Source organism: Oceanobacillus sp. FSL H7-0719 (assembly GCF_045040795.1).
Lineage (GTDB): Bacteria > Bacillota > Bacilli > Bacillales > Amphibacillaceae > Oceanobacillus.
The window spans coordinates 2,281,827-2,296,297 of the sequence record NZ_CP150301.1 but is presented as its reverse complement, the minus strand read 5'-3'; the positions used below and the strand labels follow the sequence as shown (position 1 = coordinate 2,296,297).

16 protein-coding genes and 1 pseudogene are annotated in these 14,471 nt (G+C 38.5%); 8 read left to right on the top strand and 9 right to left on the bottom strand.

The features are described from left to right. Positions 1–23: 23 nt before the first annotated feature. Genes NST93_RS11970 through NST93_RS11960 form a run of 3 tightly spaced genes read right to left on the bottom strand, consistent with a single transcriptional unit; the run spans position 24 to position 3,006 of the window. Positions 24–389, bottom strand: coding sequence for a YxeA family protein (locus NST93_RS11970; RefSeq protein WP_405097307.1), 366 nt, complete (start codon positions 387–389; stop codon positions 24–26). Continuing rightward, positions 390–2,252, bottom strand: a complete 1,863-nt coding sequence (locus NST93_RS11965; protein ID WP_405097305.1) for an FtsX-like permease family protein — start codon at positions 2,250–2,252, stop codon at positions 390–392. Then, complete coding sequence (locus NST93_RS11960; protein ID WP_405097303.1) at positions 2,239–3,006, bottom strand: ABC transporter ATP-binding protein; 768 nt, start codon at positions 3,004–3,006, stop codon at positions 2,239–2,241. The genes NST93_RS11965 and NST93_RS11960 overlap by 14 nt, the downstream gene beginning before the upstream one ends. A gap of 162 nt (positions 3,007–3,168) precedes the next feature. On the opposite strand from NST93_RS11960, the gene NST93_RS11955 reads away from it, so the two are divergent. The 3 genes from NST93_RS11955 (at position 3,169) to NST93_RS11945 (ending at position 6,023) form a co-directional block, all read left to right on the top strand. Next, on the top strand, positions 3,169–3,882 hold the full coding sequence (locus tag NST93_RS11955; protein ID WP_405097301.1) for a response regulator transcription factor: 714 nt from the start codon (positions 3,169–3,171) through the stop codon (positions 3,880–3,882). Positions 3,883–3,976: 94 nt separating this feature from the next. Next, a complete protein-coding gene (locus NST93_RS11950) occupies positions 3,977–5,359 on the top strand; it encodes a sensor histidine kinase (protein WP_405097299.1) in 1,383 nt (460 codons plus the stop codon). A 238-nt stretch (positions 5,360–5,597) separates the two neighbouring features. Continuing rightward, positions 5,598–6,023, top strand: coding sequence for a group 1 truncated hemoglobin (locus NST93_RS11945; RefSeq protein ID WP_405097297.1), 426 nt, complete (start codon positions 5,598–5,600; stop codon positions 6,021–6,023). A 623-nt stretch (positions 6,024–6,646) separates the two neighbouring features. Here the strand turns inward: NST93_RS11945 and NST93_RS11940 are convergent. Next, positions 6,647–6,847 (bottom strand): DUF2188 domain-containing protein, encoded by a 201-nt coding sequence (locus NST93_RS11940; protein WP_405097295.1) that lies wholly within the window; start codon positions 6,845–6,847, stop codon positions 6,647–6,649. Between the two features lie 211 nt (positions 6,848–7,058). On the opposite strand from NST93_RS11940, the gene NST93_RS11935 reads away from it, so the two are divergent. Further along, entirely contained in the window at positions 7,059–8,012 is a 954-nt protein-coding gene (locus NST93_RS11935) for an STM3941 family protein (protein WP_405097293.1), read from the top strand. A 1,304-nt stretch (positions 8,013–9,316) separates the two neighbouring features. On the opposite strand, the gene NST93_RS11930 is transcribed toward NST93_RS11935, so the two are convergent. After that, positions 9,317–9,889 carry a uracil-DNA glycosylase gene (locus NST93_RS11930; protein WP_405097291.1) on the bottom strand — a complete coding sequence of 191 codons (573 nt, stop codon included), beginning with the start codon at positions 9,887–9,889 and terminating at the stop codon, positions 9,317–9,319. Positions 9,890–9,958: 69 nt separating this feature from the next. Here NST93_RS11930 and NST93_RS11925 point away from each other — a divergent pair. Continuing rightward, a pseudogene (locus NST93_RS11925) lies at positions 9,959–10,398 on the top strand (FGGY-family carbohydrate kinase); the annotation flags it as partial. Between the two features lie 85 nt (positions 10,399–10,483). Here the strand turns inward: NST93_RS11925 and NST93_RS11920 are convergent. Beyond that, complete coding sequence (locus NST93_RS11920; RefSeq protein ID WP_405097289.1) at positions 10,484–11,059, bottom strand: low temperature-induced protein; 576 nt, start codon at positions 11,057–11,059, stop codon at positions 10,484–10,486. Between the two features lie 300 nt (positions 11,060–11,359). Here NST93_RS11920 and NST93_RS11915 point away from each other — a divergent pair, with 300 nt between their 5' ends. The 3 genes from NST93_RS11915 (at position 11,360) to NST93_RS11905 (ending at position 12,400) form a co-directional block, all read left to right on the top strand. Further along, complete coding sequence (locus tag NST93_RS11915) at positions 11,360–11,713, top strand: hypothetical protein (protein WP_405097287.1); 354 nt, start codon at positions 11,360–11,362, stop codon at positions 11,711–11,713. Between the two features lie 136 nt (positions 11,714–11,849). Continuing rightward, positions 11,850–12,029 carry a YjzC family protein gene (locus NST93_RS11910; RefSeq protein WP_405097285.1) on the top strand — a complete coding sequence of 60 codons (180 nt, stop codon included), beginning with the start codon at positions 11,850–11,852 and terminating at the stop codon, positions 12,027–12,029. Beyond that, positions 12,014–12,400 (top strand): YrhK family protein, encoded by a 387-nt coding sequence (locus NST93_RS11905; RefSeq protein WP_405097283.1) that lies wholly within the window; start codon positions 12,014–12,016, stop codon positions 12,398–12,400. The genes NST93_RS11910 and NST93_RS11905 overlap by 16 nt, the downstream gene beginning before the upstream one ends. A 77-nt stretch (positions 12,401–12,477) precedes the next feature. On the opposite strand, the gene NST93_RS11900 is transcribed toward NST93_RS11905, so the two are convergent. From NST93_RS11900 to NST93_RS11890, 3 genes are all read right to left on the bottom strand, one after another. Then, a complete protein-coding gene (locus tag NST93_RS11900) occupies positions 12,478–12,978 on the bottom strand; it encodes a competence protein ComK (RefSeq protein WP_405097281.1) in 501 nt (166 codons plus the stop codon). Between the two features lie 232 nt (positions 12,979–13,210). After that, positions 13,211–13,993, bottom strand: coding sequence for a hypothetical protein (locus tag NST93_RS11895; RefSeq protein WP_405097278.1), 783 nt, complete (start codon positions 13,991–13,993; stop codon positions 13,211–13,213). Between the two features lie 202 nt (positions 13,994–14,195). Further along, complete coding sequence (locus NST93_RS11890) at positions 14,196–14,462, bottom strand: helix-turn-helix domain-containing protein (RefSeq protein ID WP_405097276.1); 267 nt, start codon at positions 14,460–14,462, stop codon at positions 14,196–14,198. Between the last annotated feature and the right edge of the window lie 9 nt (positions 14,463–14,471).

Genomic DNA, 14,471 nt, shown 5'->3' with positions numbered 1-14,471 from the left:
TCCCTTTTGCTGCCTTCGGGTATTTATTCCTCTAATTCCTCTCGGGCTGCTACCGGAATCTCCTCCCAAGAAACTTCATCATAGGATGTCACTTCATTTCCTTTTTTAATATACAATTTCAGATATGCATCTTGTCTTAATTCTTTTTGTGCAGAGAACTCCACATCCACCACGCCGCCATTATCATCATATGCGGGTGATTCATACCAATATGTTGTAATAATTTGTCCCGAATCAGTCTTATATTCGTCCGTATAAGAAGGATCACCGACCTGCACATAAACATTATCTTTTCCAAAGCGATTAATATCAACTGTGGCCAGTGTTACTACAGCAGCCACCACTAGAATAGAAACGATACCAATCGTTATACCAATGATCTTTTTCATTTAATTTCCCTCCTGAATCGTATTAAAAATTGTCTTATAAAACCCTCGTATCGTGATAAAGTAATACATCATATAAATGAACACATAGGCCAGCATCCAAATAGTGATGGGCACCCATAGTTCCATTTGAAATAGGCTGGAAAATGCAATCAAAGCAACGGTGCCATGCAGTAAACCAAGGAGAAGCGGTGCTATAAATAGGAACCCTGCTTGATAACGAATGGTGCGCTTCATCTCTTTTTTCGGCACGCCAATCTTATATAATATGAAATACTTATCCTTATCATCTTCAGCCTCTGTCATCAATTTAAAGAAGATAATACTTCCAGTGGCAACAAGAAAGACGAGCCCTAAGAAAGTACCAACAAATAACATGATTCCTGTTCCTTCTAAAGAATCTTGATAGTCTTGAACGGCACTGGAAAAGTTTACTGTTGATGCCTTCGCTTCCAACTCCTGAGACAGGTCTAAGTGCTCTTTATAATTGTTTACTTGCACGGCTTGATACGTCGTTTCCACTGCATCCAAATCATTGTAAACTTCATCATGCGCAACAATGACCGTACCAGGCACCGTAGAAATATTGAAGATCGATTCTCCATAAACGTGTCCAACTTCATAATCTGCATGATTAAAAGAAATTTCCTTTACATCTTCCGAGCCTTGTTCCTCATAAAACGGTTCGATTAGGCCAACTTCGTCCTTGGCAAGGTTTAAGGTATCCATATCCCATTCAAGCGCTTCCGCGAGCTTCTCAAATGCAGCATGGTCAATAACGGTATACTCTTTCTCGATTTGTTCACTGTTGATACGAATATGCTTCGTATCTACACGAATCGATTCTTTTACAATGGAATCATCGATAGCTTCTTTTTGCCCTTCCCACATAAAGGAGAATGGTGTGTATTGTTGTACGTTTTTCTCCGTGTCATAATACAATCCAAACACTGCACCGCCTGCTGTAATTGTTGTTGCACTTAATGCGGCTATAATTGTTAATGTCTTTGCATTTCCACGAATCCGATATAACAATTGCGATGCGGTCATTAGGTTAAGACCTTTCCATGCCCAAGTATTCCTTTTTTTCAATATATGAAGTACATAAACGAGCACACTGTTAAATATGAAATAGGTACCTAATACGGTTAAGGCAATAATGACGATTGGCATGGATAAACTTAAGATTCTCCATGCTTCTGAAGTTACATCTTGTAATGCGAACCAATAAGCGCCCGCCAAAGCAGCCAGTCCAAGAATTACTGAAATAATCCTGGCTTTTGGCAATTCTTCTCCTTTTTTCGATGCATGAAATAACTCAATCAGTTTAAATCGATAAATGACTCTGTACCCTTGCAGTGATGTGAAGAGGAATATGATTAAGAATACGATCATTGTTTCGACAACAGCATTTGGTGAGAATGCCAGACCAATCTCGATATCGAGTCCCATTAACTTTAAAAGAAGAGACAGCAGGAATTGAGATAGGAAGAAACCCAGCCCTACTCCAATGATTAATGAAACCAACCCGATTACCATATTTTCAAAGAACAATAGAAAACCAATTTTTTGTTTTCGTACACCCATTAAGGAGTATAATGCTACTTCCTTTTTTCTTTTCCTCATAAAAAAGGAATTGGAATACAGAATAAAAATAGCAACAAAAATGATAAGCACAAACGAGGAAGCACTCATTATACCGCTGATTTGTTTCGACTTTTCCGCCAATCCGCTTATGTCACCACTATGTTTTAACGTTGCAAACGTAAAAAATATAATGATGGAAAAAATCGTTGAGCCAATATAAAGGCCATAACTTTTCATATTTCGGCGAATATTCTTCAGTGCTAAATTAAACAATGTCATGTCTGTCACCACCCAGTTGTGCCAGCTCATCTAAAATCAGTTGGTAAAACGCGTGTCGGGAGTGTGTGCCACGAATTATTTCTTTGGATAAACGTCCATCACTGATAAATAGTATTCTTCTGCAAAAGCTTGCTGCAAATGCATCATGGGTCACCATCATGATGGTTGCTTCCTGATCCTCATTTAATGCGCTCAAGGCTTTTAATAAATCCGTTGCTGACTTGGAATCAAGTGCCCCAGTAGGCTCATCTGCAAAAATCAATTTTGGGTTGGAAACAAGAGCCCGGCAAGATGCAGTGCGCTGCTTCTGGCCGCCAGAAATTTGATAGGGATATTTATCGAGTATTGCTTCAATCCCGAATGCTTTTGCCATGGCTGTTACTTTTACATCAATTTCTTTTGCTGGAAGCTTTGCAACTGCAAGCGGTAATACGATGTTTTCACGTACCGTTAAAGAATCCAGCAAGTTGTAATCCTGAAAGATAAATCCGAGATGGTCCCTGCGAAAATCAGCAAGCTGATCTCCTTTCATTTTTGCTATATTAGCCTTTTCTATATAAATATCACCTTTAGAAGGGTTGTCAATTGTCGCTAATACATGAAGCAATGTTGACTTTCCAGCACCGGATGGTCCCATAATTCCTACAAATTCACCATGATCGATGGTAAAGGAAATGTCCTCCAGTGCTTTAAATGTGTTCACACCTTTTCCAAAGACCTTCTCAACATTTTTTACTTGTAATAAAGATTCCATTATTCCTTCACCTCTTTCGTATGTTGTCTCTACTATATCCCTGCATCCTTAAACCACAATCACATCAACCTTACAAAATCCTTAAATACGTTTTCTTTTCCAAAATTACTGTTAAGATAGAATCAATCAGATGAAAATAATGCGTATGAAAAGGTGATAAACATGGAGAGGCCACGTATTCTCATTGTTGACGATGAACACGACTTACGCCAATTAATGAAAACTAGTTTAACAAAGGAAGGGTTTTCTGAAATTGAAATGGCAGGCACCATAGAAGAAGGATGGAGAAGATTTCAAGATTGCGAACCAAACCTAGTAATATTGGATGTGATGCTTCCTGATGGGGAAGGGTATGATTTGTGTAAAAGAATAAGAGAAGTTTCACGTATTCCTATCCTCTTCTTGTCCGCTAAATCCGATGAAGTAGATAAAATATTAGGACTGGCAATCGGCGGGGACGACTATATTACAAAGCCTTTTAGTCCAAAAGAGATGGCTTACCGGGTGAAGGCACAGCTTAGGCGCGCTGGTGTATATACGATTGAAGCAACTGCAAAGACAACAGAAGCAAAGGCGACAAGCATCGGACCTTTTGAAATCAATTCAGATGAAACAGAAGTAAAAAAGGATGGTCAAAAACTAGCGTTAACCGCTAAAGAAGTTGGATTAATGGCATCCTTTATGCGGAATCCAAACCAAATCCTCAGCAAAAGAACGTTATATTTACATGTATGGGGGGAAGATTTTTATGGTGCGGATAATACATTAATGGTGCACATTCGCAGGCTTCGGGAAAAGATTGAAGACAATCCGTCTGATCCTACCTATATTTTAACGGTGAAGGGACTAGGGTATCGATTCATGCCAAGTAACTAGTATAAATAACTCCTTACTGCTTAAGCCTGGGCTTTTGGGCATACACCTAAAGGGATGGCGTATGCCTTAGTTTTCTAAGAATAGGTGATAGAAAATGAAATGGAACCTAACCGCTCGTTATTTACTATCCATTTTAAGCATCGTATTTATTGTAATCATTGTAAACACGATTATCTTATTTGGACTGCTTATTTATCAATCCATCCAGAATACAGATGATACAGAAAATAGCTCTGGTGAAAATTTCACGCGCTCATTCAGCCAATACCTGGCATTAGAGGATAATCAACTATATGTGACAGAAGAAGGGGAGACTGCCTTAGATGGATTTGGTGCCTGGCTGCAGATCTTAGATGACAATGGAAATGAGATTTCGTCCTATCAAACGCCGGATCATGTCGCGACGAATTACACCCCCATAGAGCTTATACACAAATATAAGTATATGGATGATGAATTGCATACATATTTTATAGGCGAGTATGAAGGCTATAGCTACTTAATTGGTGTGCCAGATTCCGACGAAAAACGTGAAGTATTTATGCTTAACCCTGATACACTTATCACATATGCTTCTCGGTTTTTTGGAGTCATTATCATTGTCGATTTAATTATTGCGGCAGTTATTGGCTTTTTGTTCAGTACTATTTTGGTAAACCCCGTGAATCGCATGATTGAGCGGATTAATGAACTAAAGGAAAGGCAATTCCACACAGAAAAACCAAAACGCCCAGGCATATACAATCGTGTATTTGCAAATCTGAATAATGTTTCCGCGACGCTGCAGGAACATGAAAAGGAACGCATGAAATTGGAAAAAATGCGAAACGATTGGATCAGTAATGTCTCACATGACATCAAAACGCCACTCGCTTCCATTCGTGGTTATGCAGAACTCTTACGCAGCGAGGATGTCTCATCAAATGAACGTTTAGAGTATGCAGAGGTAATCGAACGACAATCCCTCTATATGAAGGAGTTAGTAGATGACTTCAATTTAACAATGCGCCTTCGAAACCAGGAAATGCCGCTTCAACGACAGGACACGAATATGGAAGACTTTGTTCGGGAAATAGTCATTGATTTACTAAACGATCCTCAAATTGGCTCGTCGCAAATTCATTTCCATAGTGAAAATAGCAAACAAAGCTGGAAAATAGACCAGCATTTAATGAAACGCGCTTTGCTCAACTTTATGTATAATGCATTCATTCATAGTGATGAAAATGTAGAAGTTTTTGTAGATGTTAGAGAAGACGCTATTACCATACACGACAATGGGAAAGGGATTTCACCTGAGGACGGGAGCCAAGTTTTTGACCGCTATTATCGTGGTACAAATACTGGCCAGCGACGAGGAACGGGCCTTGGAATGGCAATTGCCCGGGATATTATCGTAGCTCATGGAGGGGAAGTTAAGCTTGCGAGCCAAGTTGGAAAAGGGACTACTGTCAAGATATTGTTTAATGTCTTTTAATGGTGTCATTCCAAAGTCTTTGGATACAATGTTAACTCAGCAGATGAAACCGCTGGAAGACGTGTGCTGGGGATTGAGGATTAACAAAGTGGTGTGAGAACGTTTGGGGCATCTGATGGGTTGAGGCCTCTTATAAAATGAGTTGGTGGCATACGTAAAGCAGTGTTGTATTTTCCCGTTTTACAGTGGATTTATAAGGGTAAAGTCAGATAAATACTTCACTTGAAAGGAGTACATTATGGCTGAGAAATCATTGTATGAACGTTTAGGTGGAATCTATAATATTGCAGCTGTTGTTGACCATTTTGCTGATGCACTAGCTAAGGACCCGATTGCTGGCGAGAATTCCACCAATCCTTTTCTGAAGGACTGGTATGCAAATTACAGCTGGCGCGGAGCAGGTTTCAAGGTTTTAACGACCTTATGGGTCAGTGAAAAAGCCGGCGGGCCTTATGAGTATATTAGTACAATACCCAATCAGGATTCTCTGGATTTGGAACCGACGCATTACGAAATGAGACTTACAGAGGAAGAATTTGATGCGGCAGGTAAAGTCTTAGCTGAAACACTTGACCATTTCGAAGTGCCCGAGCAAGAAAAAGGTGAAGTGCTTGATGCTTTCACTGCGCATAAAAAAGAGGTTATTAGTGGGACGACAAAATAGGTTGGTGGTTGTGCGTGGCATTTAGAAAAAAGTCCAAATTTCTCATTTAATAGAGGGATTTGGACTTTTTGTTTTTTGTCAAAGTGCTTACCAGTTGAACTCTTCTACTTGACTTCTAATTTTCTCGTACGCTGTTTCTTCACTTGAAGTGTCTCTTTATGTTCTGTAAAAAAGACTATAAAGAATATGTGTAATCTTATTTATGGCAAATTAAACGAGCCACTTGCCAACTCCTATCAGTACCAACGGTTCCAGATATAACTAGGAGGATTAAATCCAGGGCAACTTTGACTGCTAAACTAAAAGAGACAGTTATTGCTCGGTAAAAAAACACTTATTTTTCCAGAAGCAATTTTAAATACAGTTCTACCAATATACAATGTTTATAATACATAAACGTTGATGGTGGAGGACTGATAAAGGTAGTGTATAGTGCAAAATACACCTGTACCATTTGTCACTACGATTAATGATATTATCGGTAATAATTTACTTTTCAATAGATACGACATTTATAAAGTATTTATAGAACGGATAAATCGAAAGCAATCGATTGCATGACTGCAACCCGGTAAATGACTGAAAAAAGTGGCACTTAACTATTGTTAAGTGCCACTCGTTAGTTATCGGAAACTTTTTTCATCTACTATGTCATGTTCCATGTTTAAAATTTGAACCGTGCTCGGTCTATTTTTTTTAGCCAATTTTTCTGCCGCTTCAATTGCTTCTTCCTCTGAGTCATATTGATTTTCTGGTGCTACATCTTCCAGTTTTACCAACCATCCTGTTGCTTTCGGATTCGGAACAACACTGTACATATTCATGCTACCAACTCCTTTTATCGTCTTTATTGGCTTTTCCCCAGAGTGGAAATATTGAAACGTGCCGGCCAATAGAGAGGCAAAGTGCAAGGATTGGAAGCTTTTTGCTTTTGAAATAAGGACAAGTTCTAGAAATGATTCATTCAGGTGGTATAATGATGACGGTAAGTTGGTAGACATCTGTTTGTATTCCTAATGGTAAGGAGTTTTAAAGTTGGCAGAAAATAGAGCAGAGTTTCATCATTCAAAAGGGAAGCTTTTTCTCGGAAGCATTTTTTCATTCATACTTGTCGCTTTTGGCGCTCTCATGTTGTATATCGCGTATATGGAAGAATCAATCCTTATTATCGCTTTGGCATTGTTTACTATTGTGTTATTTAGTTTCTTTGGCATCGCGAATCTATTGAAAATGATCCGAGGTTATCCTTATATCACGATAACGGATGAATATCTTCAATTAGATTCGTTTACGAAAAGTGAGGTAACTATTTATTTTGCGGATATTGACTACATCAGGGTATCTGAAGTTTCCTTTCAAAGAATCTTCGAGATTGTTTTATATGATGAGCATGATTATTTTGAAAGACTTTCATTCCATAATAAAATGCGATTATTTATGAATCGAGTAACTGGATTTTCCCTATTTACGCTTAGCGCAAAAGCCGTCCGAAAACGTGAGCGCGCTGCATTACTAGAGATGTTAGATCTTATTATGCAACAAAAGCTAAACAACGAAGCTCCGATCTTTGAAACGGTACATAGACAAAAGAACGAAATGGAATTCATGGAAAAATATAATCCAACCCCGCCGATCAATCGGTCCATCGATCGTGCTTACTTTTTAAAAGCATACAAGTACGGGCTTATCCTGTTTGCGGTCTCGTTTATACTCTTCTATTTACTGATTAGCAGAAATGCTGATTATTTATTTTATATAATTGTAAGCTTGATTTTATATCCTTTTGCGAAGGTGTTAATCGATTGGTTGTTCGGGTTTAAGTTAAGACATAAATTAGATAAACAAAAAGGATTTACTTATTATTTTGATTCGTTAATGTATATGTTTGATCTATTCTTATTCCATGTTAGTTTCTTTGTTGCGCCGGTTGGGATGTTATTTTTGTTGGTGCGGTTTATTGTTATTCGGGTAAGAGGGTTGGGGGATTGAAGATGTACGCATACCCATACTTTCTAAGTGGATAACATAAGAAAAAGAGAGCATTTTATAAAAAAGCACATTTCTTTTCAGTAAAACTTTCGTAGAACGAAAGAAAACCACCCAAGACCGTCAGAAGCAGGGTGGTTCTCAAAAAAATAAAATTTGACAACCACCACCCTGACGGTAGAGGCTGCAGGGAGAAGTGTTCGCGCACTTCTCTCTTTATCTGTTTCCACTGTACAATATTTTAATCTTTAAATCCAGTTATAGTCAAATAACTAAAAGTGGGCATGAATCATCTTCGTATTTAAGCATTTTTTGTTACAAGGTTTTATTTTATCTTTCACGCATTTTTAAGCAATTATAAGTAGCTTATGGGGAAGTGTATAAAAAACCTGTAGTTCTACTTTTTTAAACAAACAACTTTGATTAAAAGGACTTTTTTTGCTTGCAGCGCTAGCTTCAATGGAGCTTGCATCATTTCGTTTTAATAGACTTACTGAATTCAGTTAATCAGCATTTAGCATTACTTAGAAAAGGTATCATTTCCCTCCCTGAGAATATAATCTTTGGGAGGAGGTGCATCAATGAAAAAGAAAGTTACGGCAGTCTTAATTGGAGTTGCAGTGATATTTGCTGTAAGCCCTTTTGTAAGTGCAGATACTCAAGAAGTTGCAATGAACAAAGCGGAATTCGTGTCAGCGTAAAAAAGATTGTAAACAAATTGAGATGAAGAGCATTCCAACTGCGGGATGCTCCTAGCTTCGTTTTGCTTTTATTTCCTTTAATGACTTCTTCACAGTAATATCGTGATAAATCGTTAACAAAATAATAATTAAACTAAGTATACTTGATAGGTTTCTTAACACTTTTTATCACCTCTGGTGTTAGTATGGATTTTTATTTGGAATTCCATGCAGATTACTTTAGGTTTGAACAGGGTGATTTAGAAAAACAAAAAATGCCAGTTCAAATGGTATACAGTAAACTGTAAATTCATTTGAACTGGCTTTTGTCTGTTAGAACATTCCTAGTAGGGATTATGAACAGAATAGGCAGTTTATTGCTTTTCCCAATGAAATCATCTTCAGATCTTTTAAGACCATGCTATATGTAAAAGACAGAACGGATGAATTGACTAATGGTTCTATCTTCACAAAAATTGTTGAGACAGATACACTGGCTTTCCCAACCAAATTTAGCTCAGTTTCACACGTGATTTAATTATGACTTCATCCGAAAACACAATCAACCCCCAGAAGCTCTTTTGAATAAGTGCTGTCTGTTTATTTCTAACAGAAATAAAACCATACCTACATTTTCCGATACTGCTCAACAACAAACGCAAGATCTTCAATAAACAGCCGACGCATATTTGGACGACGCCTAACTGCTAGCGGGTGATAAGCCACTGCTGTTTTAAACCCGTGTACATCATGCATGGAACTTCGCAGCGTTTTTACATTCGCATCGGGGTCTTGGAAAAAAGATTGCACGGCCACGTTTCCCAAACACAGGATAAAATCAGGTTGTTTGTGCTGCAGCTGCTGAGTCAGGTGCATCATACAGACTTGACGAACCCGTTCTTTCTCATAAGCACGCACAGGTCTTCTTTTCAAAATAAATGTAACATAGAGTTCGTCCATTCCTAATCCGACCTCGTTAACAGCCTGCTGAAGTGTCTGTCTTGTACCGCATACAAATGAATTTCCTTCCCGGTCTTCGCGTGCACCGGGGTTATCCAGAATAACCATTATAGGAGCCTTAGGATTTCCTTCCCCCCAAATCATCCGTGATCCTTGTTTATATAACCCGCATTCTTTACACTCTCTTACGTCTTTAGGGACTGGGTCTTCGGGCAACGGCACGGGGCAAAAACCTGACATGAGTACGCCTCCTTTTCTTGCAGATTGTATATTACTTAATATGCCCGTATTCTAAAATATTATTATTGGAGGCCTGTGGTTCGCTCTCCAGACAGTAACTTTAACCTAGCTAATTTTATGCGTGTGCACCTATTTACTGCACTAGGTGCAATGAAAATTGGGATGGATATTTTATTTAAGGAGGAAAATGCAAAATTAGATAAAATACTAGGGTATGGCGGTTTCTTTACGACAGAAAGTGTTGGACAAAGTGTTATGGCTGCAGCACTAGCACCTGTATCAGTTATGGAAACAGCTGGTGAAGGGGGAGCATGGGGGATTGCTTTGCTTGCATCCTATATGATTAATAAAACCGATGATGAAACTGTAGAAGAGTATTTGAGTAAAGCAATATTTGCAGATAACGATGGTACTATCGTTTTACCAAATTCTCAGGATGTAGAAGGGTTTGATCAATTTATGGAGAAGGACTTCTAATCGAAAGAGCCGCCGTAGATTATTTTAAATAGGTAGGTGGTAGCCTTTTACTTTATTAATTTTCCACTCACGCAAAACGGGAGATGCCATTCACAGCACCTCCCATTTAAAGTCCTCCTACAAATTATCCTCACGTCTGTTTTTAGTGGTTGCAGGTTCATGATACATAACTCTATTTTCCGTATCATGAGACAGGAATGTTTCGTATACACTATTCTCTCGTTCTTCATCCGCTTCAACCAATACAATGATTTTCCCTTGTTTAAGAAAACCTTCATATTGCTTTGCTTGTTCCTCGGGTATACCTAGTCCAGCAAGGGCACCGACGATACCGCCGCCACCTGCGCCAATTCCCGCACCAGTCAGTGCTGCTGCGAGAGGACCTGCCGCTGCGATTTGGCCAATGCCAGGGATGGTCAACAGGCCTAGTCCTAAAACTAATCCACTGAGTCCGCCAAGTAAACCACCGGTTGCAGCCCCAATGCCAGCACCTTTACCAGCATTTTTCCCGCGTCCTTCATCATTTGTGATAACTCCAGTTTTTGTTTCGTCTTCCAGTACGTTGGCTTTACTTTTGTCATGGACAAATACAGAGATATCCTTGGAAGTGTAGCCGCGGCTTTTGAGGTCTGTTATTACCTTTTCTGTAGCAGCTACATTTGAAAATACTCCGCCGATAATTTTTTTATCCATAGAAGCCCTCCTTTGTTGTATTCATTCGTCTATACCCGATGTCATGAGTTTTAAGCGTGCAGGGGGAAGACGCTTGGTTCTTGATAATGGTCGTTTGGGTGATATGCCCTAAAGAAAATCTTGTGAAAAGGCTGAGTTGAATGTAAGGAAGTAAGAATAGGGGGGCATGTTGAGTCGGATGGTGTTTCATTTAGATTGCAGTTGGCTAAAATAGTAAGTAATGCGGATTTAATTACATCTTCATTGGGTGCGCTCAATAATCCGATGGAAAATAAATATAGAAAAGAGGGAGGGTTTATCATGGGAGCATTTTCAGTACTCGGTGCAATCGTCGTACTCACCGGTTGGTTTGCCCTCGTTGAATATGATCAATATTCCGAGCCAGAAAAGAAAAAAATAGTAGATCGCATTAAAAAGAGCCCAGCAGCAATCATCATTATTACTTTAATGCCTGCCGGACTGCTCGTAAATATGTTGGGAAGCTTTATTGGTTCTTTCATCATGATCATTAGTGGGGCAACGCTAATTTTTATACAGGGTATCATTGTATCTCTGTTGTTTTGGAAGAAAAAGCGCTGGAAAAGCATCCTGTTGTTAGTAACAATGGTCATCTTAGGGGTTCTCCTCTATCTCCCATTGTTTATCCGCTTTTAGAAGGGTCTAGAAAATGTTAAAGAATAGATTACACGCTACATTTAGTGTTTAAATTATGAGAAAAAGGAAAATAGAACGATAAGGAAACTTTATCCCTGCAGGGGAGTTAACCTATAAAACGTGGAGGTGAAGCATGATGGCAGACAACAAATTTAAAACAGGTGAAAAAGCACCTGAAAGCGGTGAATTTAAGGTTGATAGTCTAGTAAATAGTGGATCAGGAAATAACGATAACACAACCATCAGTATCGAAAAAGGGGAACAATTCCCGCCATCCCCTTCCAGCAATGAAGCTGCTTATTGGGTAAAAGCATAGTCATAAGAACAAAGCCAAACCCTCTTGTATATCCAAGAGGGTTTAATTATAGTGGAATTTTTTTAAAAACAAAATATGAAATACTGAGGAGGGGAATGATGTCACTTCTCCCTAAAGTAAAAACAAGGAATAATGGAGAACGAGATGATCTCGAGGTAACTCTTGGCAGGTTCAGGCTTTATATTATAAAAAAGTATGACAGCATCCAATTAATAGGGGATATATTAACTGGCATGTCTTTTGTAACGGGAAGTATTTTAAATTTAGCAGGAGCATCTGCTATTTATGGTAATATTCTTTACTTAATTGGAAGTTTTGCACTTACAATCCGTCCCACGATTAAAATTATCCGCAGAACTAAAATAAATTGATAATGAGTTGTGATATTCAAATCTCACATTCTTTGGAAAAGTCATCAAAAATTTGCTGAATGATTAAAGTGTGAGTGCTAACCTTTAAAAGAGGTTCTGAATTCAGTAAAACTGGCATATTGAAACATACAGATAGTGGCCCGCTGCATTAGTTTGTCTAGTATGTGATGAGAAACATTCAAAGGCAATTGCTGGCCATTTTTAAATGTAATGACAGATTGAAAATGAGGAGTTTTTACTGAAGAGACTTGCTTGATGGATTGAATGTGGTTGGGGAAAATCCAGATGCATTCGATATCAGTTGTCGAATGGGTAGGGAAGGCATAGATATTACGGCTCAAGCTGATAGGGATGGGGACTTTCTTTTTGAAATTGGTATGATGCATTACGGCTGTTCTTCTTCCTTCGTAGGTGGAGTAGTAATCCAAACAGGCTTCCTTAATTAATTGGTATGGTGTTTTGCTGACAAAGAATTGTTTATCCTGTTCAATGACGGTCGTTTCATAATCAATCTGTTTTGCAGGCAGCAGGGCAAAAGTTTGAGGATTAATTGTGTAATCCTTCAAGATTTCATTCATAGTGATTATGGGCTCCTTTTTTCGTGGGTTTGGTTATGAAAAATGCATGGACTTTATGGCGGATTGTATGTGGCATTAATTTTATAAGGAAGGATTGTTAAGGCAATCAGGCAAGCGGATGAAGCTTGCCTGGCCATAAGAATAAGAAGGTCTCCTTGGCTAATCTTTTATGTAAAGTTCAGTAATGATGCATACGCTTAATTGGCATAGACTTCGACTATGCGATAACTCTCTATTTTGGCGCTCGATAGCCGGCCGCTTCAGCTTCGGCAGTTGAACAGAACCATTGCACCACATTTTTTGTCTGGTTATAGTATCTGCTTCCCGGCACATGATAAATTCCGTTCACACTCCCTTTAATATCACAGGATGCCGTTTCTGTTGAACTGGAATTATTATTGGAGCTGGCAGATTCGTCTTTTGACTCACTTGCCTTTTCTGACTTTGTCGTACTGGCAGCATTAGTTGAGCTGCTGGAAATGGATGACTTCCCAGATGTACTAGAAGATTTGCTTGTACTAGCAGATTTTCCCTTTGAATTACTTGATTCAGAAGTTTTGCTGCTTGCAGTACTTACTTCCTTCTTCTCGCTGGCTGTTTCCTTCGCTTTTTCTGCTTCCTTTTTGAATGCTGTATTTTCTTCTGCTAATTCCTTATTTTCCTTTTCAAGGGAATCGAAATTCTTTTGCAGTGTGTCCTTTTCTTTGGTAACAGATGTTAATTCATCTTCCAGATCTGCTATAGAAATATTTAATTCTTCTAATTGTGACTCTAAGTCTTCCTGATTACTTTCTAACTCACCTACGTTTTCTGTTAATCGTGCATTCCTATCTTGTTCGCTTTGCAAATTTGCTTGGACATCCGGATTGATATCAGTAAAGACAAAGGCAATCAGAAATACGAAGAACGAGGCAACCGAATAGCCAACTTTCTTCTTGGCTCCCATATCCTTTACACGAAACCAGACATGGATTAGAACACCACATAACAGTAAAATTAGTATAGCTTCAATCATAAAAACCCTCCCATTGTATTGGTTAATAAGAACTATTGAATAGCTAATTTTATTACGATATTCTGTGATGGGTTTTCATGCTGAAAGGTAATAAATTTTGTGTTTAACTTAGAGGTAAATGCAGATAGCTAAAACATATGTAGTAGTCTTGTTGTTTGAGAGAAGCAGGTCAAGCAGGACAGAATTTAAATAAACGTTTGATTTACTCTCCATTTGATCGTTCTATGTCTATGAAGTGTTCCAGATTCGCAGACAGGGAATCGAGAGAGACATCTAGTACGGAAGCAATTTTATATAGGGTAAGAAAGTATGGTTCTTGTACTCCTCTTTCTATTTTCCCCAGATTTTTCTCGTCAATTTTTGCATGGTCGGCAAGCTTTTCTTGTGTCCATCCTTTTTGGTCTCTGTAATATCTAATATTGTCACCAATTATTTTGATTGCTTTTGCTTTTTGATCGTGGTTTCTCACCGCAATACT